Source organism: Pedobacter paludis (assembly GCF_003173575.1).
Classification (GTDB): Bacteria; Bacteroidota; Bacteroidia; order Sphingobacteriales; family Sphingobacteriaceae; genus Pedobacter; species Pedobacter paludis.
Genome location: NZ_QGNY01000001.1, coordinates 212,696 through 236,211 on the forward strand (window position 1 = coordinate 212,696; position 23,516 = coordinate 236,211).

The 23,516-nt window shown below is 37.5% G+C and carries 12 protein-coding genes; 11 read left to right on the top strand and 1 reads right to left on the bottom strand.

The window, feature by feature from the left end; translation table 11 throughout:
• Positions 1 to 23: 23 nt before the first annotated feature.
• From DF947_RS00975 to DF947_RS00995, 5 genes are all read left to right on the top strand, one after another.
• Positions 24 to 1,619, top strand: coding sequence for a glycoside hydrolase family 28 protein (locus DF947_RS00975; protein WP_109927823.1), 1,596 nt, complete (start codon positions 24 to 26; stop codon positions 1,617 to 1,619).
• Positions 1,620 to 1,633: 14 nt separating this feature from the next.
• The gene (locus DF947_RS00980) at positions 1,634 to 4,459 is read left to right on the top strand and encodes a glycoside hydrolase family 95 protein (protein ID WP_109927824.1); all 2,826 of its coding nucleotides are present in this window, start codon (positions 1,634 to 1,636) and stop codon (positions 4,457 to 4,459) included.
• Positions 4,456 to 7,962: a malectin domain-containing carbohydrate-binding protein gene (locus DF947_RS00985; protein ID WP_109927825.1), complete on the top strand. Its 3,507-nt coding sequence runs from the start codon at positions 4,456 to 4,458 to the stop codon at positions 7,960 to 7,962. The genes DF947_RS00980 and DF947_RS00985 overlap by 4 nt, the downstream gene beginning before the upstream one ends.
• A gap of 98 nt (positions 7,963 to 8,060) precedes the next feature.
• Positions 8,061 to 9,629, top strand: a complete 1,569-nt coding sequence (locus DF947_RS00990; RefSeq protein WP_109927826.1) for a sodium:solute symporter — start codon at positions 8,061 to 8,063, stop codon at positions 9,627 to 9,629.
• A gap of 58 nt (positions 9,630 to 9,687) precedes the next feature.
• Entirely contained in the window at positions 9,688 to 10,620 is a 933-nt protein-coding gene (locus DF947_RS00995; protein ID WP_109927827.1) for a dihydrodipicolinate synthase family protein, read from the top strand.
• A gap of 151 nt (positions 10,621 to 10,771) precedes the next feature.
• Here the strand turns inward: DF947_RS00995 and DF947_RS01000 are convergent, their stop codons facing one another.
• Positions 10,772 to 11,641 carry an AraC family transcriptional regulator gene (locus DF947_RS01000; protein ID WP_109927828.1) on the bottom strand — a complete coding sequence of 290 codons (870 nt, stop codon included), beginning with the start codon at positions 11,639 to 11,641 and terminating at the stop codon, positions 10,772 to 10,774.
• Positions 11,642 to 11,868: 227 nt separating this feature from the next.
• On the opposite strand from DF947_RS01000, the gene DF947_RS01005 reads away from it, so the two are divergent.
• From DF947_RS01005 to DF947_RS01030, 6 genes are all read left to right on the top strand, one after another.
• Positions 11,869 to 13,503: a fucose isomerase gene (locus tag DF947_RS01005; protein WP_109927829.1), complete on the top strand. Its 1,635-nt coding sequence runs from the start codon at positions 11,869 to 11,871 to the stop codon at positions 13,501 to 13,503.
• A gap of 15 nt (positions 13,504 to 13,518) precedes the next feature.
• Positions 13,519 to 14,190 carry a DUF3826 domain-containing protein gene (locus tag DF947_RS01010; RefSeq protein ID WP_109927830.1) on the top strand — a complete coding sequence of 224 codons (672 nt, stop codon included), beginning with the start codon at positions 13,519 to 13,521 and terminating at the stop codon, positions 14,188 to 14,190.
• A 482-nt stretch (positions 14,191 to 14,672) separates the two neighbouring features.
• Positions 14,673 to 17,942, top strand: a complete 3,270-nt coding sequence (locus tag DF947_RS01015; RefSeq protein ID WP_109927831.1) for a SusC/RagA family TonB-linked outer membrane protein — start codon at positions 14,673 to 14,675, stop codon at positions 17,940 to 17,942.
• A gap of 11 nt (positions 17,943 to 17,953) precedes the next feature.
• Positions 17,954 to 19,804 carry a RagB/SusD family nutrient uptake outer membrane protein gene (locus tag DF947_RS01020; RefSeq protein WP_109927832.1) on the top strand — a complete coding sequence of 617 codons (1,851 nt, stop codon included), beginning with the start codon at positions 17,954 to 17,956 and terminating at the stop codon, positions 19,802 to 19,804.
• Positions 19,805 to 20,194: 390 nt separating this feature from the next.
• On the top strand, positions 20,195 to 21,850 hold the full coding sequence (locus tag DF947_RS01025) for a pectate lyase family protein (protein WP_109927833.1): 1,656 nt from the start codon (positions 20,195 to 20,197) through the stop codon (positions 21,848 to 21,850).
• A 1-nt stretch (position 21,851) separates the two neighbouring features.
• Entirely contained in the window at positions 21,852 to 23,483 is a 1,632-nt protein-coding gene (locus DF947_RS01030) for a polysaccharide lyase (RefSeq protein WP_109927834.1), read from the top strand.
• Positions 23,484 to 23,516 lie beyond the last annotated feature (33 nt).

Consider the following 23,516-nt stretch of genomic DNA (forward strand, 5'->3'; position numbering starts at 1 on the left):
ATTATCCATTTTTAAAATCTTCAATGAAATCTCCCAATTTGCCAAATAGCATTAAAATTTTAGTAATTCTCTGTGGAACTGTATTCTTCAATCTGAATGTTGGTGCACAGTCTTATTTCAATGTTGTAAAATATGGCGCAAAAAACGATAGTAGCCGGTTAGCCACCCAGGCCATAAAAAAAGCAATTGATGCCGCGGTGAAAGAAGGTGGTGGAACCATTTATTTTCCAGCTGGCAAATATTTAACAGGTCCAATTCATTTAAAAAGCAACATTACCATTTTAATTGATGCCGGGGCAGAGCTTCATTTCAGCGATAATTTTGATGATTATCTGCCAATGGTTCAAAGCCGTTATGAAGGTGTTGATGTAATGAGTTTTTCACCTCTGTTTTATGCCTATAAAGCCGAAAACATCTCCATCATGGGTAGAGGGATTATTGACGGCCATGGAGAAAAATGGTGGAATTTTGTTGAGGGCTATAAAGAAGATCAACCTAGAAGCAAATGGCAATTAACCTTTGATAAACAAAACAAGGATATTCTTTTGCCAGACGATGCGAAGCAGATGCATCGCGGATTTCTGCGCCCGCCCTTTATTCAGCCGATGTTTTGCAAAAATGTATTGATCCAGGGGATTACCATTCGCAACTCGCCATTTTGGACGGTTAATCCTGAATTTTGCGAAAATGTAACCGTTCATGCGGTAACCATAAATAATCCGCCATCTCCAAATACAGATGGAATTAATCCCGAATCCTGCAAAAATGTTCACATCTCCGACTGCCACATTAGCGTGGGCGATGATTGCATTACCATAAAATCTGGCAAGGATGAACCGGGAAGAAAAATGGCTGTACCGGCAGAAAATTACACCATTACGAACTGTACCATGCTTTCTGGTCATGGTGGTGTAGTAATTGGCAGTGAAATGAGCGGAGACGTAAGGAAAATTGTGATTTCCAATTGCGTTTTTGATGGTACGGATCGAGGAATCAGAATTAAAACCGCTCGTGGAAGAGGCGGCGTAGTAGAAGAAATCCGTGTGGATAACATCGTTATGAAAAATATTGGTTTGCAGGCCATTGTTCTGGATATGCAGTATGCCAAAACCAATGTAGAAAAGGTTTCAGAGCGCACTCCGAAATTTAGAAATATCCACTTTAGTAACATTACAGGGCAGGTTAATCAGGCTGGATATCTGAATGGCTTAGAAGAAATGCCGATTGAGAACATCACCTTTACGGATGTTAATATGGAAGCCAAAACGGGGTTCAACATTGCTTTTTCGAATAAAATTGAGTTCCACAATGTTCAGGTTAACACCGAAACCGGACCATCTATAACGGCTACAAGAGTTAATAATTTAACCATTAACGGGTTTAAAAGTTACAAGCCTCATGCAAATGTCCCAATTGTAGATTTAAAAAACGTAAGCGATTTATTTTTATATAATGCTATTCCTATAACTGGAACCTCAATTTACATGAGGTTGAGCGGTGCCGGCACAAAAAATATCGCCATCGGGAATAATAATTTTAGAAATGCACGCTTAGGAATCCGCAAGGAGAAAGATGTTTTTGAGAACATCGACGTAATTTCTGGAGATAAGGGCCAATAATTAAAAAATTTTAAATGTTTACAGCGCTAACCAAAACCACGAAGTATTTTTCTGTTTTATTTCTTTTAAGCTTGGGTTGCGTTAACGTTTTCGCACAAAATAATCAGCTTTGGTACAACAAACCTGCTGAAAAATGGACGGATGCACTCCCAATCGGGAATGGCAGGTTGGGCGCTATGATTTTCGCAGGTCCAATGGTAGATCATATTCAGTTTAACGAGGAAACCCTTTGGACCGGAAAACCGAGAGATTATAATAAAAAAGGTGCTTCGGCTTATCTTCCACAAATTAGAAAACTGCTTTTTGAAGGTAAACAGAAGGAAGCGGAAGATCTGGCCCAGCAAGAATTTATGGGGCTTTTAAGTGAAACCGGAGATCGAAGCAAATGGGTTAAGGAAATGCAATCTGGCAAGGGAATACAGGGTAATCCAGCTTCAGAAAGTTATGATGATAAACTTTGGAAAACCATTCAGGTGCCATCTTACGAGGGTTGGGAAGCGGTTGGTTTAGCCAATTTGGATGGTGCAGTTTGGTTTAGAACAACTTTTGATGTTCCGGAAAACTGGCTAGGTAAAGATCTTGTTTTAGATTTAAATCGAATCCGAGATCAGGATTTTACATACATAAACGGGCAATTGGTTGGCAATACCGATAGCAATGAGCCTAGAAAATATACCATTCCAGCAAAGCTGATTAAGAAAGGAAAAAACACAATTGCCATTCAGGTACTCAATTACTATGATAAAGGCGGTTTGGCTGGCTATAAAGACACCAAAAAGAAGATTGGAATTTATCCTGTAGGTTTAGATGTAGAACAAGGAATTTCTTTGGTAAAAACATGGAAATATAAAATTCAAAACGAAGATCCACCAGAAGTGGCCCAGTATCAGGCAAGTTATCAACCCTTTGGCGATCTCAATCTTTATTTTAAGCAGACGAAGTTACCCATTACCAATTACAGGCGTTCGCTAGATTTGAGTACTGCCATTTCCAAAACATCCTACAGTTTGGGCGGTGTTGCTTACGAGCGGGAATATTTTTCAAGCGAGCCGAATCAGGCAATCGTTATCCATTTATCTGCAAGTAAATTAGGCTCGATTAGTTTTGATGCCGAATTATCCAGTGTGCATCGAAAATCAGAAATCAGGGTATTAAAAGATCATAGCATTGCATTAACCGTTCAGGTAAAAGATGGCGCATTAAGAGGCGAAAGCAGATTAACGGCAATTGTTAAGAAAGGAACTGTAAAAATCATTAACAATAAAATCAGTATAAATCTTGCTGATGAAGTAACACTTTACTTAACAGCAGGAACCAATTTTGTAAATGCAAATGATGTTTCGGGTAATCCTGAGCTTGCAAATATTAAAGCTTTGGATGGGCTAAAAGGTAAAAGTTATGCAGAAGTTAAGGCAGATCACATTAAGGAATATCAATCTTACTACAATACATTTAGCGTAAACTTTGGTTCGTCGGAAAATGAAAATCTACCTACTGACGAGCGTTTAGAAAAGTTTGCAACTTCAAATGATCCGGCTTTCGCCGGTTTGTATATGCAATATGGCAGATACTTGCTCATCTCCAGTTCGCGTCCGGGAACTCAGCCTGCTAATCTTCAAGGAATTTGGAACGATTTATTAAGTCCACCATGGGGAAGCAAGTACACCACCAACATCAATTTGGAAATGAACTATTGGCCAACAGAAGTGTTGAATTTATCTGCATTAAACGATCCACTTTTCAAAAAGATAAAAGGTTTATCCATTTCGGGCAAAGAAACAGCCAAAGAATATTACAATGCAAAAGGTTGGGTTTTACATCACAATACAGATTTATGGAATGGAACAGCGCCTATAAATGCTTCCAATCATGGTATTTGGGTTTCTGGCGCAGGCTGGTTAAGTGAGCATCTTTGGGAGCATTATTTATTTACCAGGGATAAGCAGTTTTTAGAAAACGAAGCTTATCCGCTGATGAAAGAATCGGCCCTGTTTTTTGAAGATTTCTTGGTAAAAGATCCAAAAACGGGATGGTTAATCAGTACGCCATCAAATTCGCCTGAAAATGGTGGCTTGGTTGCAGGCCCGACGATGGATCACCAAATCATTCGAACCCTGTTTAGAAATTGTATTGAAGCATCAAAAGTGCTAGGAAAAGATGAAGCATTTAGAAAAGACTTACTTACAAAAGTACAGCAGATAGCGCCAAATCAAATTGGAAAATATGGGCAGTTGCAAGAGTGGCTTCAAGATGTAGATGATACCACAAATAAACATAGACATGTATCGCATTTGTGGGGTGTTTTTCCGGGGAATGATATTACATGGGATGGCGATGCCAAAATGATGAATGCGGCTAAACAATCTTTAATTTATCGTGGAGATGATGCTACAGGGTGGAGTTTAGCTTGGAAAATAAATTTTTGGGCACGGTTTAAAGATGGTGATCATGCCATGAAACTGGTTAAAATGTTAATCAAGCCAGCGGGAAATGGTGCTGGATCTTATGTTAATTTATTTGATGCACATCCACCGTTTCAGATTGATGGAAACTTTGGCGGTTTAGCCGGAATTGCCGAAATGATTGTTCAAAGTCACCAGGGGTATATTGATCTTTTGCCGGCCTTACCGAGCGATTTGCCTTTTGGAGAAGTTAAGGGTTTATGTGCAAGGGGAGGCTTTGAATTAAATATCAATTGGGATAAAGGAAAGTTAACGGCACTAGAGGTTAAATCTAAATCAGGTGGTATTTGCAAGATAAGATACAAAAATCAGGCAATCAGTATCGATACAAAAGCCGGTAAAGTGTATAAGGTTAGTGGCGAATTGAAAGCATTATGATTAGGTTTTTAAAATATTTTTCGATTTTACTTTTCGTTGTAACGTTTAAAAATGTTTCTGCGCAATCTCCTGTACGAAAAGACATTTCCTTAAACGCAGATTGGGTAACCACAGCTGACGAAAAAGGCATCCATGCTTTTGATGGTTTTCAAGCCGAAAAATACAATACATCTAATTGGAAGAAAGTAAATGTACCCCACAATTGGGATCAGTATGAGGGCTATCAGCGCAAACTTCATGGTAATAAACACGGTTACGCCTGGTATCGGAAAACTTTCAAGAGCAATGAAATCAAATTGGGAAAGCGCTTTTTTCTTTATTTCGAAGGTGTGGGTTCTTATGCTACCATTTGGCTTAACGGCAAAAAAGTTGGCTATCATGCTGGTGGAAGAACCACTTTTACCCTAGATGTTAGCTTGGCGATAAAATTAAACAATCAGCAGAATATTCTGGCCGTAAGAGCGGATCATCCAGCAAATATTCAGGATTTACCCTGGGTTGATGGAGGCTGTTCTACCGAAAGAGGTTTTTCTGAAGGCTCTCAACCAATGGGGGTCTTTAGGCCTGTTCATTTAATTATTACAAGCGAAACCAGAGTTCAGCCATTTGGGGTTCATGTTTGGAATGATGATAAAATTTCAAATCAATCTGCCACACTAAACATAGAAACTACCCTAAAAAACTATAGCGTTAAAACCAAATCTATTGTTGTTTCAACCCAACTTTTAGATCAGAATGGAAAAGCGGTTTCCGAACTAAAGCACACAGAAAATGTATCCTCAGGTAAAGAAATTGTCTTTTCTCAGCAAACAGATAAAATTGTTAATCCTAAACTTTGGTCGTTGGAGAACCCATATTTGTATACTTTGAAAACGACTATTTTTGAAAAAGGAAAGTTGGTTGATGAAGTAAAAACGCCTTATGGAATCCGTTGGATCAGCTGGCCGATTGGCGACAAAGCAAATCAAAAAGTATTTCTACTAAACGGAAAGCCAGTTTTTATAAATGGCATTGCAGAATACGAGCATTTGATTGGGCAAAGCCATGCATTTGGCAAAGAACAAATTCGATCTCGGGTGATGCAGATCAAATCGACAGGCTTTAATGCCTTTCGTGATGCCCACCAACCGCATAATCTGTTGTACTCTGATTATTGGGACCAGCTTGGTATTCTCTGTTGGACACAAATGGCCGCACACATTTGGTACGATACACCAGAATTCAGAAAAAACTTCAAATCACTTTTAACAGATTGGGTTAAAGAAAGAAGAAATAGTCCGGCGGTAGTTTTATGGGGATTGGAAAACGAAAGTACCTTGCCAGAAGATTTCGCAAAAGAGTGTACCGAGTTGATCCGTAAGTTAGATCCAACAGCATCTTCACAAAGAAAAGTAACTACATGTAATGGTGGAAAGGGTACCGATTGGGATGTGCCACAAAACTGGACCGGAACTTATGGTGGTAATCCTTTAACCTATGGCGAGGATTTAAAAAGGCAGGTTTTGGTTGGGGAATATGGTGCTTGGCGCACGCTTGATCTTCATAATTTAGGCCTTGCCGAAAAGGGTTATACAGAAAATAGCATGACGGATTTGATGGAAACAAAAGTTCGTTTAGCTGAATCGGTAAAGCATGAAACTGCTGGTCACTTTTTTTGGCTTTATAGTTCTCACGATAATCCTGGAAGGGTGCAGGGAGGCGAAGGTTTAAGAGATTTAGACAGAGTTGGACCGGTAAATTACAAAGGCATGTTTACCCCTTGGGAAGAACCAACCGATGTTTATTACATGTTTAGAGGCAATTATGCACCTAAAGATACGGAGCCAATGGTTTACATTGTTTCGCATACCTGGCCAAATCGTTGGTCTTCTCCCGGAATAAAAGACAGTGTTGTTGTGTATTCAAATTGCGATGAGGTTGAACTTTTTAATGATGTTGATGGTCAATCGTTAGGGAAAAAGACGAGAAAAGGAGTAGGGAGCCATTTTCAATGGAATAAACCAAATATTCAATATAATGTACTTTATGCAGTGGGTTATGTAAATGGAAAGGCAGTAGCTAAAGATGTTATCGTTTTAAATGGTTTGCCAAAAGCACCAAATTTTAACCGCTTAGTGAATGATACTGAGGTTATCGAACCTCAAAAAAATTACAATTATTTGTATCGATTAAATTGTGGCGGACCAGAATACACAGATCGCTTTGGGAAAGTTTGGTCTGCAGACCAGCAATTAAATTCAAATAATAAAAATTACGGTTCAAATTCTTGGACAGCGGCATACCCAGGTGTTCCATCTTTTTTTGCAAGTCAAAGAAGAACTTTTTCTCCAATTGATGGAACTTCAGACTGGAAATTGTTTCAAACTTTTAGATATGGAAGAGATCAATTGAGTTTTAATTTTCCTATTCCTGCAGATGGTGAGTATTTAGTAGAAATGTACTTTATAGAGCCTTGGTTAGGCATCGGTGGCGGTCTAAATGCAGAAAAAATGCGCTTATTTGATGTTGCGGTAAATAATAAAACAATTATCAAAGATTTAGACATCTGGAAGGAAGTTGGCCCAAACAAAGTTTTAAAGAAAACAGTAAGAGTTTACAGTAAAGCCGGCCAACTTATAATTTCATTTCCGCAGATAAAAGCAGGTCAAGCGGTAATATCAGCAATTGCCATTGGCACTTTAGATAAAAGAATTAAAATTGGTGGGCAAAGTAATTCCATAATAAATGCTTCACAAAGCGATGAATATAAAATTTCCAGTTGGATGGATATTGGCGATAAGCAGTTTCTAAACAATAGTGAAGAATTTACCTCGCTCCCGAACAATTTCTATGGTGCAGAATGGATTCAGTTTGCTTCAAAGCATGATCAGATCTCTTTTAAGGTAAACCAAGATGCAGATGTGTTATTTGCACTTGATGCATCCAATCAAAAACAGGACTTAAATCTAAAGGAATTCGAAGATACCAAAACCAGCATCTCAAATAGTTTAGGCAAAACATTTTCCATTTACCGCAAACGATATAAAAAAGGAGAGCAAGTAGCTATTGAAAGTTATATTTCGACTGTAGCGGTTATTCCACCAAGCAATTTAGAACCCGCTTACGATTTGAAAACCGTAACGAGTTATAAGGCTACAGATGCAAATTTAAAAGGTCAAAATATTGTTAAGGAAGATTTAATGGGCAAAGCCCGGGTTACTTTTAAGGCACCAGCTGGAGATGTACTTGAATTTACGATATCGGTAGGCGTGGCCGATACCTACTCGCTTACACTAAAATACCATAATCCACTTGAGCAAAATTTAACCGCTACATTAGAATTTTTATCGGCTGATGGAACGGTTATGAAAACAGAAAAGGCAACATTTGCACCTACAAAAGACGGCAAATGGAATTATCTTAATACAAATACAGGAAGTATGATTAATGCCGGAACTTATAAATTAAGAATTATAGCAGAAAATTCTAAAGGACTTATCATTGATGCTTTAGATGTTCAATAAGATAAGATGGTATAATATGTAGCCAAAATCTTATATTAATACTCATTCTTAGACATGCATATTTGTTTTAACCAAATTAATACAAGAGCCAACAAATAATGAAAGGTCTTCCTATACTCGATCTTGCGATCATCTTCATTTATCTTGTTGGAATGATATTAGTTGGGGTTTATTTTTCTAGAAAAAATAAAAACTCCGAGCAATTTACAAAAGCCTCGGGCCTTATTCCCGGATGGGCAATAGGTTTATCTATTTATGCCACATTTTTAAGCAGCAACACATTTCTAGGTGTTCCCGGTAAAGCTTTCGGCGGAAATTGGAATGCATTTGTTTTTAGTATTTCTATGCCTTTAGCCGCGTGGATTGCCTCAAAATATTTTGTTCCGTTTTATAGAAATACTGGAGAAATTTCGGCCTATACACATTTGGAGAAACGATTTGGCGCTTGGGCAAGAGTATATGCTGTAATTTGTTTTCTGCTCACCCAATTGGCTAGAATGGGATCTATCTTTTTTGGAATCGCATTAAGCCTGCAGGCTTTAACAGGTTATTCCATGCAGATCATTATGATTGTAATGGGCATCTGTATCATTATTTACACGGTTTTAGGAGGAATTGAAGCGGTAATATGGACAGAAGTTGTGCAAGCAGTAGTAAAAACCTTTGGTGCTCTACTAATCTTGTATCTTATTATGACAAATATGCCTGGAGGTGCATCAAAAATTATTGAGATTGGCAAATCGGCACACAAATTTAGCCTTGGCAGTTTTAAGCTAGATTTTGTAAACTCATCATTTTGGGTAGTGTTGCTGTACGGTTTTTTTATCAACCTGAATAACTTTGGGATGGATCAAAACTACATTCAGCGATACCATACGGCATCGTCGAGTAAGGCGGCTTCAAAATCAATTTGGCTATGTGTTTACCTTTATGTTCCAGCATCTTTGTTGTTTTTTATTATAGGATCTTGTTTGTATGCTTATTATGATGTTAATCCAGATTTGGTCCAATCGATTAAACATCAGGTGGCATTGGAAAGGTTACCAATTCATGCTTCTACAACAGAAGTTTTTAAATTGGAAAGTACACTTCAACCAGCAGATTATGGCGATAAGATTATGCCACATTTTATGGTAACAAAAATTCCGATGGGTTTGGTTGGCTTAATTGTTTCGGCCATATTATCAGCTGCAATGAGCACAATAAGTTCTGGAATGAATGCTTCTGCAACGGTTTTCTCTGTTGATATTTATAAAAGATACATTAAGCCAGAGGTGAGCGAAAAACAGAATTTATCGCTGTTGCACATGGCAACAATCGTATTTGGTTTATTGGGGATGATTGCCGGAATAGCCATGATTGGTGTGAAAAGTATTTTGGATGTGTGGTGGGAACTTTCGGGGATTTTTGCAGCAGGTATGTTGGGTTTGTTTCTTCTAGGTATCATCAGCAGGCAGACCAAAAATCACGAAGCCATAACAGCAACGGTAATTGGAATTTTCGTAATTATATGGATGACATTTTCTTCGCTTCTTCCTCCAGAATACGAAGTTTTTAGAAATCCACTACATAAAAATATGATTATTGTGGTAGGCACCTTAACGATATTTTTAACAGGATTGTTCCTAACAAAAATTAAAAGCAAAAAATTAAAAATAGTGAATTAGCCATTCGAACCTAATTCAGACAGTCATTTAAATAAGAATTTAAATCATCATTTAACAAATGGAAAACTCACAAAAAGGGTTCATCCCGGTCATGCTTACGCCTTTTTTAAGCAACGGAAATATCGATTATCCTGCACTTACACAGTTAACAGAGATTTACTTGCAAGCTGGATCATCTGGTTTATTCGCAAATTGCCTCTCTAGCGAAATGTTCGAACTAACAGATAAGGAGCGGATTCAGGCCATAAAACATGTTATAAAAGTTGTGGATGGAGCAGTGCCGGTAGTCGCAACGGGGACCTTTGGTGGAGCAATTTCCAAACAGGCAGATTTTGTTAAAGAGGTAAGCGATCAAGGTGTTGAGGCTGTTATCGCCATTACAAGCTTGTTGGCTGATGAAAATGAATCTGATGAAGTTTTTGATGATCGTGTTTTTGATTTGCTGAAACAGACTGGCGAAATTCCCATTGGTTTTTATGAGTGTCCGGTTCCCTATAAAAGGGTTTTAACGCCAGAGCAACTTGCTAGTTTTGTATCAACAGGCAGGGTAATTTACCATAAAGATACCAGCCTGGATTTGGAACAGATTAAGCAAAAACTAAAACTTACAGAGGGTTATGCTTTTGGTTTGTACGATGCTTATATTGTTCATGCCGTGGAATCGTTAAAAGCGGGTTCTTCTGGATTATCCTGTATTCAGGGCAATTATTTTCCGGAGTTAATTGTTTGGCTTTGCGATCATTATAATGATGAAAGCCTGAAAAACGAAGTTCAATCGGTACAACAGTTTTTAATTGACAATATGGATGTGATGCATAATGTTTATCCAATTGTATCAAAATATTTTCTGCAAAAAAGAGGCTTAAATATCTCGACCTTTACACGGAGAGCAGTGGGCTCATTTACCCCAACTGTAGTAAAAGAAGTTGAAAAACTATTTGAGGATTACTCGGCGCTGAGAAGTGATTTAAATATTCAGGTTTTTATTTAACACATTCTAAATCTCGCGGTTTTTGAAAAGTAGAAGGTTCATAGATTCTTCCTTCAGCCGTAGCGGAAAAATCCTTGAAACTAATGTTTGAAGGTTCTCCATTACGCTGTGCTGTTGAAATGACGGAAACGGAAAAGATAAATTGAAATCCTTAATTCAAGTACTTTCTTTTATAATCCAATGGCGTCATTCCGGTTACTTTTTTAAAGTGACGATAAAAATTGGATACATTATTGAAACCGCAATCAAAACAGATCATTTCGGTTGGAAGCTTGTTTTCAATTAAAAACCGACAGGCATGACTTACCCTAATTTCGATTAAAAAATCATAAAAGGTTTTTTTTGTCATCAACTTAAAATACCTGCAAAAAGAGGTCACGCTTAAATTACTCAATGACGCAACCTCATCCAGTGTAATATCCTTTTTATAATTGCTCAGGGTGTAGTTGCAAATTTTGTTAATACGCAATGTTTCCGATTCGTTAGATTGATAAAAAGTATTTTTACTCGTTACAATAGTGTCGTATTCATCTGTTTCTGCCAGGGTTTTAAGAATGGAAAGTAATATGATAATGCGATCCAGATTAGTTGCATCAACAGCTTTTCTCATTAAATCAACCAGTTTCTCTTTTGCCTTTCCAGAAATAACCATTCCGCTTTTGGCTTTTTCAAATAATTTCGGAATCAAATAAGCCTCAGGTAAACTCAATAAATACTTGCCTAAACAATCGGGCAAAAAGTGAATCACCATAGCTTCGGTATTCAGATCTGGATTTCCCTGAAAATATTCATCCTTACATCGCCAGGTATGCGGTAAATTTTCACCAATCAATACCATTTCATCAGGCTCGAAATTGCTAATGTTGTCGCCAACAAAACGAACGCCCTCGCCTTTAATTACGTAATGCAATTCCAATTCTGGATGGTAATGCCAAATGTTTCCAAAATCTGGTTTAATATCATGGCGGATACTGAAAGAGCTTTGGAGCGTAACGGGAACTTTATGAAAATGAGGTTTCATATAAATTGTAAATATTTGGTTATTGGCAAGGCGATATGTTTAGCAAATCATAAGCATTGCGACACTAAAGTTAGGTTATAATATGATAACATCCTATATTAATTTGCTAAAAACTACTAGTAATTACTGTTATTGATTGCAGAGTTTTGTATATAGCCTCTTAGGCGATAACCAAAATATAAACCGATAAATTATTTATATAAAAATAATTTGTTCATTAATGAATTATGAAGCAAGGTATTCAAGCGCAAATTCTGTTGGTTTCTAGTGGAGATCTACGACTTTCAGCAAATCAAAATTGTTGGGAAGCGCAGCTACAGATGGAACAAAAACTAACCGCTGCAGTTGAGAAATTTGGCTACACCATAAAACGTGCACATCCTTACGACGCTACAAAAAAACATGGCTTTATCGATTCGCAAAGAATGGGTATGGATATTTTTAGAAATATCGATCCAGAACAGCCTTTAATCGTTGCAGAAAGCGTTTGGCAATATTCTCATCATGTTCTTGCTGGTTTAACTACACATAAAGGCCCTATACTAACGGTTGCAAACTGGAGTGGCCAATGGCCAGGTTTGGTTGGCATGTTAAATCTAAACGGCTGTTTAACAAAAGCCGATATAACGTACAGCACACTTTGGAGCGAAAACTTTACTGATGATTTTTTTACCGATGGCTTGCAAGAATGGCTTTTAACAGGTAAAATAAATTATGATCAAAGTCATGTTAAAAGTTTTGCCTTAAATAAAATTCCTGCATCCGATGAAAAGATTGGAAGAGCCTTTGCCCGTAACTTAAAAGAACGCAAGGTAATTATGGGCGTTTTTGATGAAGGTTGTATGGGAATGTACAATGCTATCATTCCAGATGAACTGTTGCATAAAACCGGCTTTTTTAAAGAACGTTTAAGCCAATCTGCCTTGTATGCTGGTATGCTTCAGGTTACAGATGCTGAAGCTCAAACAGTTTTAGATTGGTTACTTAATAAGGGCATGACTTTTAACTGGGGAACTGATGAAGATACGGAACTAACCAAAAATCAAACCTTGGAACAATGTAAAATGTACATTTCTGCCTTGCGTATAGCCGATAATTTTAGTTGCGATACGATTGGAATTCAGTACCAACAAGGTTTAAAAGATTTAACAGTAGCCAGTGATTTAGTTGAAGGTTTATTAAACAATGAAGATCGTCCACCAGTTTTTTCAAACGATGGGAAAGAATTATATGCAAAAAAAGCACTTCCGCATTTTAATGAAGTAGATGAATGTGCTGGTTTAGATGCTCTGGTTACTTATAATTTATGGAATGAGTTAGGAATGACCGGAGAAAATACCCTGCACGACATCCGTTGGGGAGAAAATTATAAGGGAGAAGATATTGATGGTTTTGTTTGGCTTTTCTTAATTTCGGGTGCTGCACCGCCAGCACATTTTATAAATGGTTACAAAGGCGCAAGTAGCGATAGGCAACCTTCTATGTATTTTCGTTTAGGCGGAGGATCGTTAAAAGGAATTAGTAAACCTGGTTTTATTGTTTGGAGTAGAGTGTATGTATTAGAAAATGAACTACATTGCGATCTTGGAGTAGGTGAGGTTGTGGCATTGCCTAAAGCAGAAACAGATAGAAGATGGAACTTAACTACTCCAGAATGGCCAATAATGCATGCTATTTTAAAAGGCATAAGCCGCGATCAAATGATGGCAAGGCATAAAGCAAACCACATTCAAGTTGTGTATACCAATTACGAGGCCAGCGCTCATGAAGCCTGCAGAATTAAGGCCGCCGCGATGGACGAACTCGGTTTAAAGGTGCATTTCTGTGGAGATGTCAATTTAATTAAAAAAAGCAATTCATAATAAAAATATCCAATAATGAAATTATCCATTTTAATCCTTTTATTAACCTGCGCTTCTCTAACCGCTACTTTTGCGCAAGATAAAACTGCAGAAGAAAAGCTTGCCTATGTAAAGGTAATTACCGAGCGTGCAGATAAGATTGTAGCCAATATCGGAGTAACCGATCAAAAGAAAGCAACGAAGGTAAGGGATATTATTAGAGACCAATACAGTAACTTAAATGATATCTATGCAAATCGAGATCTGAAAGTTAAAGATCTGAAAGAAAAAAATGCATCCAATAAAGTAGAAAGAGATTCTGCCTTAGCAAAAGAAAATCGCATAGTAGAAGCCGAGCTGGCTAAGCTTCATGCTAAATACATTAATAAATTATCAGCTCAGTTAACTACAGACCAGATAGACTTGGTTAAGAATGGCATGACTTACAATATTCTTCCCATCACCTATAAAGCTTATCAGGAAGAAATTTTAACCCTTACCGAAGACCAGAAAAAACAAATTATGGTTTGGCTAATCGAAGCAAGGGAACATGCTATAGATGCAGAATCATCAGATAAAAAGCACGCATGGTTTGGTAAGTACAAAGGCAGAATCAATAACTATTTATCGGCCCAAGGTTACGATTTAAAGAAAGAAGGTGCAGAGTGGGAGAAGAGAAGAAAGGCTGCTGCTGCACAGTCGAATTAAAAATAAATTTGATGGATTAATGTAAATGAATCTCCATCAAATTTTTTTATTTTTTTTTATTTAAGAATATTGCATTTATATATGAATTTTATATTTATATTGTAATGATTTTAAAATGATCCAATATTAGCATAGAGTTATTTGGTTTGCATTGGTAATAATGTATAGAAAATAATAATAGTTAAGCCTTTTGAAGGTCATTTTATAAACCAAAGAAGTATTTAATATACTTTCTAACCAACATATAGAAACAACAAGATTAGATAGATGAGCCATCTTTATCATAAAATTCCTACAGGTTTTTCGCGAAAAACTGATGTGCAAAATCTTCTTGATATAAAAAGCATCAATAAATATGAGATTGTGAGTGACAATTGCTATTAAAAAAATATTAATTGTTAAGCCGTCGCTATAAAAAATTATACCTCTTAGCTCAGATTAAATAGGAGTAAAATAGATTAAAAACTAACCAAATAATAAATATGAACTTAAAATTTTTACGCAAAATTTCATTGTCTTTACTGGTGATGCTACTGGTAAGTACAGTCCTCTTTGCACAAGACCGAAAGGTTACGGGTAAGGTTGTAGATCAATCGGATGGTACCGGAATTCCCGGGGTTAATGTAAGCCTAAAAGGAATTCCAAGTAATGTAAGTACCAATGCCGATGGCGTTTTTACCATTCAGGTAAAATCCAATACCGATGTTTTGGTGTTTTCTTATATAGGTTACATCAGGCAACAAGTTACAGTAGGTACACAATCTACAGTAAACGTTAAATTGGTGCCAGATAATAAAAATCTTGATGACGTGGTGATTGTGGGTTATGGCACACAAAAGAAAAGCTCTTTAACAGGATCGGTTTCATCGCCAGATTTAAAAACAGTTGAAGATATTCCTGCTTTAAACATTACTTCAGCTTTAAAAGGAACAACGCCAGGTTTAAGCGTTTCCGGAGGATCGCAAAGGCCAGGGCAAGGAACTACAATTACGATTCGTAATCCGGTTGTATTTGCTAAAGATGGTGGACAGGGAACAAATCCGCTGTTCGTAATTGATGACATCATCAGAACACAGGCAGATTTTGATAATCTTGATATTAACGAAGTAGAAAGTGTAACTATCCTAAAAGATGCGGAAGCCGCTATTTTTGGTATTCAGGGAGCAAATGGTGTGGTTATGATTCGTACCAAAAAAGGTAAAATCGGTGCGCCTAAGTTTAACATCAGTAATTCACTTGGTGTTTCTACAGCGACCATTATGCCTAAATTTATGAATTCGTTAGAGTTGGGAACTTTTTCAAATGATTATACAAACGCATCCGCATACATTCAAACTGTCCCTGGTGTGCCAGTAGATAAGTTTTACAATGCCGATGGTTATTTAGTTACGGCAGGTGTTCCCGCAAATACCAGAACCGCAACTTGGTACACGCCAGATGAGTTGGATTATTTTTCTACCCACTCACACAACTATTTCGATGATGCATTTGGTCCGGCTTACGTTTGGCGTACGGCAGCTAATATTAGCGGCGGTACGGAGAAGGTAACCTATTTTATCGGTGGCGATTTTGTAAATCAGAATAGCAACTTTAAAGGAATCAATTCGCATAAATATGGTTTAAGAGCTTCAGTTGAAGCAAAACCAGCCAAAGGTTTGGTTACATCACTATCTTTAAATGCAAACATTGGCTATTCTAGAAGTTATTGGTATAAATTAGCCAGTACTTCAGAAAACTTAGATAATGATGCTGCATCGTTACAAAACGTTCAGCCTTGGCAAGAATATTTTATAAATGGTAATCCTGTTGTAATTGGTGGAAGTAATACTGGTGGTAATGATAACATTAACTTCTTCCAGATTCAAAATTCAAATAACTACACAGGGGGTACCAACACTTCAACAAATATATTAGCGAAAGTAACCTACGAAATTCCAGGTATTAAAGGCTTAACAGTAACAAGTACATTTAATAAAAACTTAAATGCTGCCAACAATAAGCAGTTCGGTACTACATTCGTTTATTATAAGTATGCTGGTTTGGGTGCAAATAGCCATATTCCTGGCGGTGCATTAACGGGTACATTTAATGTGTTAAATGGTGATAAGGTTCGTTTAACACCAACATTTGCAGATTCTTACCAGGTAAATGGCGGTTTAACTTACAGCCGTACATTCGGTAAACACAGTGTTTCGGCTTTAGCCTTATTTGAGCAACGCGAACAATATAGTGAAAGTGTAAACGCTGAAGCAACCGGCTTAGTAGCTGGCGCTTTAGATTATCAGTCTTTCGCAGTTGGTGCTTCAAGTTCTAATCAATCGTCTGCTGTAAGTACTTTTGGCTTTCAGTCTTTCATTTCCAGATTTAATTACGATTACGATCAAAAATATTTATTTCAATTTATTTTCAGAAGAGACGGAAGCTCAAGATTTGCACCAGGCAATAACTGGGGTAATTTTCCAGCAGCGTCTGTGGGATGGGTTGCATCAAGAGAACCTTTCATCGCAGATAATTTTAAATGGTTAGATTTGCTAAAGTTCAGAGCTTCATTTGGTTTATCAGGAGTTGATAATACAAAAGCATACCAATATTTAGCCAACTACAACTTAGGAACAGGAAGTGCTGGTGGAGCTGTATTTAACGGTAACGATAACAGAACAATCGCAATCAAACCTAACTTAGCCATTCCAAATGCAGATGTTACCTGGAATAAAGAGTTCAAAACATCATACGGTATCGATATGGCTTTCTTAAAAAATCGTTTATCATTTACTGGAGAATACTATTGGAATCATGGAACAGATATCTTAACTTCATTAAGCTCATCGGTACCAGCTACAATTGGAGCAAGTACCCCAACTGAAAATTACACCAATGCAAATACATTTGGTTACGAATTTTCACTTGCTTGGAGAGACAAAATTGGAAAAGATTTTACATATAGTTTTAGCCCATTCTATACTTGGATGGATAATAAAATGTTAAAAGTAGATCAATCTGCGGCAATTGTCGGCACAGTTGAGGATGTGACAGGAAGATCATCTGACTTGGGTGTATTCGGATACAAATCACTTGGTATTATTAGAACGCAAGCCGATGCCGATGCTATTATTGCACAAAGAGCCGCTGCTGCTGGTGGTGCTCAAAATGTTAAGATTTTTGGACAACCACTTCAACCTGGTATGATCAACTATGAAGATGTAAATGGTGATGGTGTAATTAGTACCGATAAAAAAGATCAGGCTTTTATTAAAAGCAGACAGAATAACCACAATGCTTTGGGTTTAAACTGGAGCGTAGGATATAAAGGTTTAGTGCTAAATGTAATTATGGGTATGTCATGGGGTGGCTGGACAAGTATTGATGGTCAGAAACCAGCAAACCAATCTAGTGCTGCAACTGGTGCATCAATTTATGATAATAGAGCAGCCTACTGGGTTGATCACTGGACACCAACAAATACTAACGCGGCATATCCAAACCCATTCTTTAGAACAAATTTTGAAACAACAACTGATTTTTGGTTGGTAAGAGCAACAAGTTTCAACGTTACCAGCTTGAATTTAAGCTATAACATTCCAGCTAAATTTGCAAATAAGATAGGTATGGCTAGTGCAAGGATTTATACTGTTGCTACTAATCCAATTCAATTTATTAATCCGTTCCCTGGTCAATACAGAGATCTTCAAACAGCTTTATATGCTTATCCAACACTAAAAACTTGGTCGTTTGGTTTAAATATTGGCTTTTAATACGTATAAAAATGAAAAAGATATTCGTTATAACTGCACTTAGCTTAGCTGTATTATCGCTAACCAATTGCAAAAAAGTTTTAGAAAAATCGGATGTAGGAAATTTTACTGCTGAGCAGATCTTTAATGATTCTACAACTGTTAAATTAAATGTGGATTACATCTATAGTCAAAATCAGCCTGGCTGGTTTGGTACAACAGGTGGTTCAATTCACTCGGCAGGTACATATAACTTAACTGAAGAAAGTCAGGGCAGTAACGTATTTGTTTTGGGTACGGCAACAATAGAAAGCGTAACCGATTTAGGCGTTGCAAATGCTGCCAATAATAGCTATGGTAAAATCAGAATAATTAACACTTTCCTAAGAGATTTAAATGCTGGTACATTAGATATTGCTGTAAAACGTAGATTCGCTGCACAGGCTTATTTTTGGAGAGCCTATAGATATTTCGAATTAGCGAAATTATATGGTGGCGTACCATTAATCTTAGTACCACTTAATGCTGTTGGTGATGAAGCAAAGCAATTGGCTTTAACACCACGTGCTAAAACCAGCGAAGTTTTTGCTCAGGTAAAAAGAGATTTAGATTCCTGTGTGAAATATTTACCAGCAAAATGGCCTAAACAAGCTGATTATGGTCGGATTACCTCGGGAGCAGCAGCTGCATTTATGGGTAGAGTATTATTAACTTATGCAAGCCCTGAATTTAATCCTAGTAACGATATAGCAAGATGGCAAGCGGCTTACGATGCGAGCAAAACGGCAGTTACACTTTTATCTGCTAACGGTTTCGGACTTTATTCTAAGTTTGATTATACCATGTGGACAACTGAAGGTGGAACATCAACAGGTGCGCCTTTAAATCCAGAAGCTGTTTTAGTAACAGGTTACAACAATTCTACTGTTGATATTAATATGAATAACAATACTTTCGATAATGGAGCAAGACCAAGGTCGGTTTCTGGAAGTGGCTCATATACGCCGAGTTACGAAATGAGTTTAGCCTTCCCAATGTTAGATGGTAAACCTGCTACAGGTACAGGAGCATCAACAAAATATCCATATACATTGGCTACGTTTTACAAAAATAGAGATCCAAGATTTAATGCGACAATTGCCTATAATGGGGCAACTTGGGGCAGTGTTATGAATGGTTCTCGTGTATGGACTTATTATTACTATAGTGCATCAAGTGGTACAACCAATAAAACAACAGAAGCAACTGCGGCAAGTAACACAGGATTTTACTTACGTAAGGGCGTAGATGAAACAAAAGCATCTCCAAGTACCTTTATTGGAACCGATTGGATTGAAATTCGTTATGCGGAAGTACTTTTAAATTTAGCAGAAAGTGCCGCAGAGCTGAATAAATTAGGATTATCTGACGAGCCTTATGCAAATTTAATTGCAATAAGAAAAAGAGCTGGCATAGAAGCAGGTACAGATGGTTTATACGGCTTAACTGCAGGCATGTCGCGTGTAGATCTTGTTGCTGCAATTATGAAAGAAAGACAAATTGAATTTGCTTTCGAGGGTAAAAGATTTTTTGATCTACGCAGAAGAAAATTGTTAGAATCTACACTAAACGGTACTAAAAGAAATGCACTTGTAATTCAATTAAACAGAAGTGGAACTTTAGCAACTGATTATATTGCATCAACAAGAGAAGCCTCTGCAATAACATCCTTAGATGCGCTATATGCATCTAGTTTTACGCTAAGTTTAAAAGCTTTGGATACACAGAATATTAATTTCCAAGCCGGTAATTATTTCTATGGAATTCCGACAGCTGCAATAAACAACAACATTAATCTTCAGCAAAACAATACTTGGGGCGGTCCTTTCGATCCACTTCAATAGTATTAAAGAACTTAATTAAGGCATTAGCTCATTTGCCTTGTTAATTTTATATTTGGTTTTAGAGGAAGCGAGAAATCGCTTCCTTTTTTATTTAAGAATGTTACATTTATATATGAATTTTATTTCTATCTTGTAACGTGGCTGTGATAATGAATTTACAATGTTACAGCTTATTTTTTGAATTGATAATATTGTATAATAGGTAGAGAAAATTCTATAGTAAATAGCTTTTTTTAGCCATTAAATTTGAAAGATAATATACTTTCTAACCAAAATTAATAACCAGGAATATCAAAAGAAATGAGCCAAAATCTTTTATTTTTATATGTAGATTTATATCTGATAAAAATATTCGCTTAAAATCTTTGCCTTTCCCAACGAGCAAAACAAATGAAAAGAACTACATTAAATCTGTTGTTAACAACAGTGTTAGCATTCTCAGCAAATTATTCTTTTGCACAGTATCCAAATATTCCTGCAGATGTAAAAAAATCTTCTGATTCAATGATGAAAGAAGCTTACCATCAATCTGATATTGCATGGGAAAAAGCCAAGCCAATTATAAAAAGAGAAGCCGAACAGGGTAAGCCTTACATTCCATGGGCAGGTAGACCAAATGATTTGCCACAGTCTGAATTATTGGCGTTTCCCGGAGCTGAAGGCGGAGGCGCTTACAGTTTTGGTGGGCATGGCGGAAGAGTAATTGTAGTTAAAAATTTAAATGACAGTGGCCCGGGTTCTTTACGCGATGCTTGTGAGCAGGGCGGTGCAAGAATAGTGGTTTTTAACGTTTCTGGAATTATCAGATTAAAAACACCATTAATGATTCGTGCGCCATACATTACCATTGCCGGTCAGACGGCCCCTGGTGATGGTGTTTGTGTAGCTGGCGAATCTGTTTGGTTAAATACGCATGATGTGATTGTTCGTTTTATGCGTTTTAGAAGGGGAGAAACTTTTGTTGGCCGCCGTGATGATGCCATTGGTGGTAACCCGGTTGGAAACATCATGATAGATCACGTTTCTGCAAGTTGGGGTTTAGATGAAAACATGTCGATGTATCGCCACATGTATAATGATAGCACTGGCAAAACCGAAGAAAAATTGGGAACAGTGAATATTACCATTCAAAACTCAATTTTCTCTGAAGCGCTTGACTATTGGAATCATGCTTTTGGTTCTACACTGGGTGGCGAGAATTGTGCATTTGTTCGGAATCTTTGGGCAGATAATGGTGCTCGTAATCCATCAATAGGCTGGAACGGTATTTTCAATTTCGCAAATAACGTAGTATTCAACTGGAATAATCGTTCTACAGATGGTGGTGATTACACCGCTCAGTACAACATTATCAATAACTTCTATAAACCAGGTCCGGTTACCGATTTAAAAGATGCCATTTCCTTCCGTATTTTAAAACCAGAATCCGGTAGAAGTAAATTGCCTTATGTAGTTTTTGGAAGGGCTTATGTTGCCGGAAATATAATTGATGGTAATGAAAAAGTAACCAAAAACAATTGGGATGGTGGCGTTCAGGTAGAGGATAAAAAAGGCAACCTTATGTCTTACGAACAAGCGTCGCCTTACTTTGCTGCGATGAAGGCCAGCAAACCTTTCCCAATGCCCAAGCTTACTATAATTCCAACTTTACAGGCTAAAGATTTCGTTCTTGCAAACGCAGGTGCAACTTTACCAAAAAGAGATCCTGTAGATACTCGTATAGTAAAACAGGTAACTACTGGTAAAATAGAGGTTCACCCAGATGCAAAACCTTCAGCATTTCAATTTGAACACCGCAGATTACCGGGCGATTCTTATAAACAAGGAATCATTACAGAGGTTTCTCAAGTTGGTGGTTATCCAGTTTACAAAGGAACACCGTATAAGGATTCTGACGACGATGGCATGCCTGATGCATACGAATTGAAAAATGGTTTAAATCCAAAGGATGCATCCGATGCAATGAAAATTACCAAAAGTGGTTATTCAAACATCGAAGTGTATTTAAACAGCGTTGTTCCAGTATCAACAGTTAAGCCAAATTAAGATGAAAAAATATTTTTCTTTTGCACTACTCATGGCCATTTTGGGTACTGCAAACTTGGCTTTCTCTCAATACCCGGTGATTCCAGAGGCGATGGAAAAGAAAGCCGATTCGCTTTTAAAAAGTATTGAAGAGAAATCAGAACTTCAATTTTTAAAGGTAAAACCGATTGTTGATGAAGAAGCCAAGCATGGCAAACCCTATATTCCATGGGCTGCAAAACCGAGCGATTTACCACAGTCCAAAATGGTTGCCTTTCCTGGCGCCGAAGGTGGGGGAGCTTATTCTTTTGGTGGTCGTGGTGGTAAGGTTTATGTGGTTACCTGCTTGGAAGATTCAGGCAAAGGAACTTTACGTGAAGCTTGCGAACAAGGCGGAGCACGTATTATAGTTTTCAATGTTTCAGGGATTATTAAACTAAAAACCCCGCTGATTATTCGAGCGCCTTACATTACAATTGCAGGTCAAAGTGCGCCTGGTGATGGCGTTTGTGTAGCCGGCGAATCAGTATGGATTAATACGCATGATGTGGTGATTCGTTACATGCGTTTCCGTCGTGGCGCTACTGATGTTACCCGTAGGGATGATGCAATCGGCGGTAATCCTGTCGGAAATATAATGATTGACCACGTTTCAGCGAGTTGGGGTTTGGATGAAAATATGTCTATTTACCGGCATGTTTACGACCCGAAAGATGGCTCGAAACCTGAAAAATTGCCTACTGTAAATGTTACCATTCAAAATTCGATTTTTTCTGAAGCTTTGGATACCTATAATCACGCTTTTGGTAGTACAATTGGAGGATTAAACTCCACTTTCATGCGTAATCTGTGGGCATCAAATATCAGTCGTAACCCATCTGTAGGTATGTATGGCGATTTTGGTTTTGCCAATAATGTAATTTTCAACTGGTGGAACAGAAGTGCTGATGGTGGCGACAACGCATCGTTTTATAGTTTCATTAACAACTATTACAAACCAGGACCTATCACACCGGCTGGAGAACCGATTTCTTATAGAATATTGAAACCAGAATCTGGTCGAGATAAAAAATTTGCCAACGAATTTGGAAGAGCATACGTTACCGGAAATATTATTGAAGGAAATGAAAAAGTAACCAAAAATAATTGGGATGGAGGCGTTCAACCAGAAAGTAAACGCGATAAGCAAAAATTGCTAGATTCGATTCGTGTAGACAAACCTTTGCCAATGGCGAAAATTTCCATCATCGATACAAAAAAAGCTTACGATTATGTTTTGGCGAATGCCGGTGCAAGCTTACCCGTTCGCGATGCTGTTGACCAACGTATTGTTAAACAAGTTACAACGGGCAAAATAGAGCATGTTGAAGATGGAAAATTGCCCGCAAAGCAAAGTTACGTAAAGCGCCGTTTACCAGCTGATTCTTATAAACAGGGTATTATTTCTGATATCGCTCAAGTTGGCGGTTATCCGGAATACAAAGGAAAACCTTATTTGGATTCGGATAATGATGGAATTCCTGATGCTTGGGAAACAAAACATGGTTTAAATCCGAAGGATGGAAAAGATGCAAGTAAGATTTCGAAATCGGGATATTCCAATATCGAAGTTTATTTGAATAGCTTGGTAGATGTGAATAAAGTGAGGCCTTGAGAGAGAGTTGAAAGTTTAAAGGGAAAAGCTGAA

Bases quoted from the DNA above. Each gene is read 5' to 3' on its own strand.
- DF947_RS00975 (WP_109927823.1), top strand. From the start codon at position 24: ATGAAATCTCCCAATTTGCCAAATAGCATTAAAATTTTAGTAATTCTC.
- DF947_RS00980 (WP_109927824.1), top strand. From the start codon at position 1,634: ATGTTTACAGCGCTAACCAAAACCACGAAGTATTTTTCTGTTTTATTT.
- DF947_RS00985 (WP_109927825.1), top strand. From the start codon at position 4,456: ATGATTAGGTTTTTAAAATATTTTTCGATTTTACTTTTCGTTGTAACG.
- DF947_RS00990 (WP_109927826.1), top strand. From the start codon at position 8,061: ATGAAAGGTCTTCCTATACTCGATCTTGCGATCATCTTCATTTATCTT.
- DF947_RS00995 (WP_109927827.1), top strand. From the start codon at position 9,688: ATGGAAAACTCACAAAAAGGGTTCATCCCGGTCATGCTTACGCCTTTT.
- DF947_RS01000 (WP_109927828.1), bottom strand. From the start codon at position 11,641: ATGAAACCTCATTTTCATAAAGTTCCCGTTACGCTCCAAAGCTCTTTC.
- DF947_RS01005 (WP_109927829.1), top strand. From the start codon at position 11,869: ATGAAGCAAGGTATTCAAGCGCAAATTCTGTTGGTTTCTAGTGGAGAT.
- DF947_RS01010 (WP_109927830.1), top strand. From the start codon at position 13,519: ATGAAATTATCCATTTTAATCCTTTTATTAACCTGCGCTTCTCTAACC.
- DF947_RS01015 (WP_109927831.1), top strand. From the start codon at position 14,673: ATGAACTTAAAATTTTTACGCAAAATTTCATTGTCTTTACTGGTGATG.
- DF947_RS01020 (WP_109927832.1), top strand. From the start codon at position 17,954: ATGAAAAAGATATTCGTTATAACTGCACTTAGCTTAGCTGTATTATCG.
- DF947_RS01025 (WP_109927833.1), top strand. From the start codon at position 20,195: ATGAAAAGAACTACATTAAATCTGTTGTTAACAACAGTGTTAGCATTC.
- DF947_RS01030 (WP_109927834.1), top strand. From the start codon at position 21,852: ATGAAAAAATATTTTTCTTTTGCACTACTCATGGCCATTTTGGGTACT.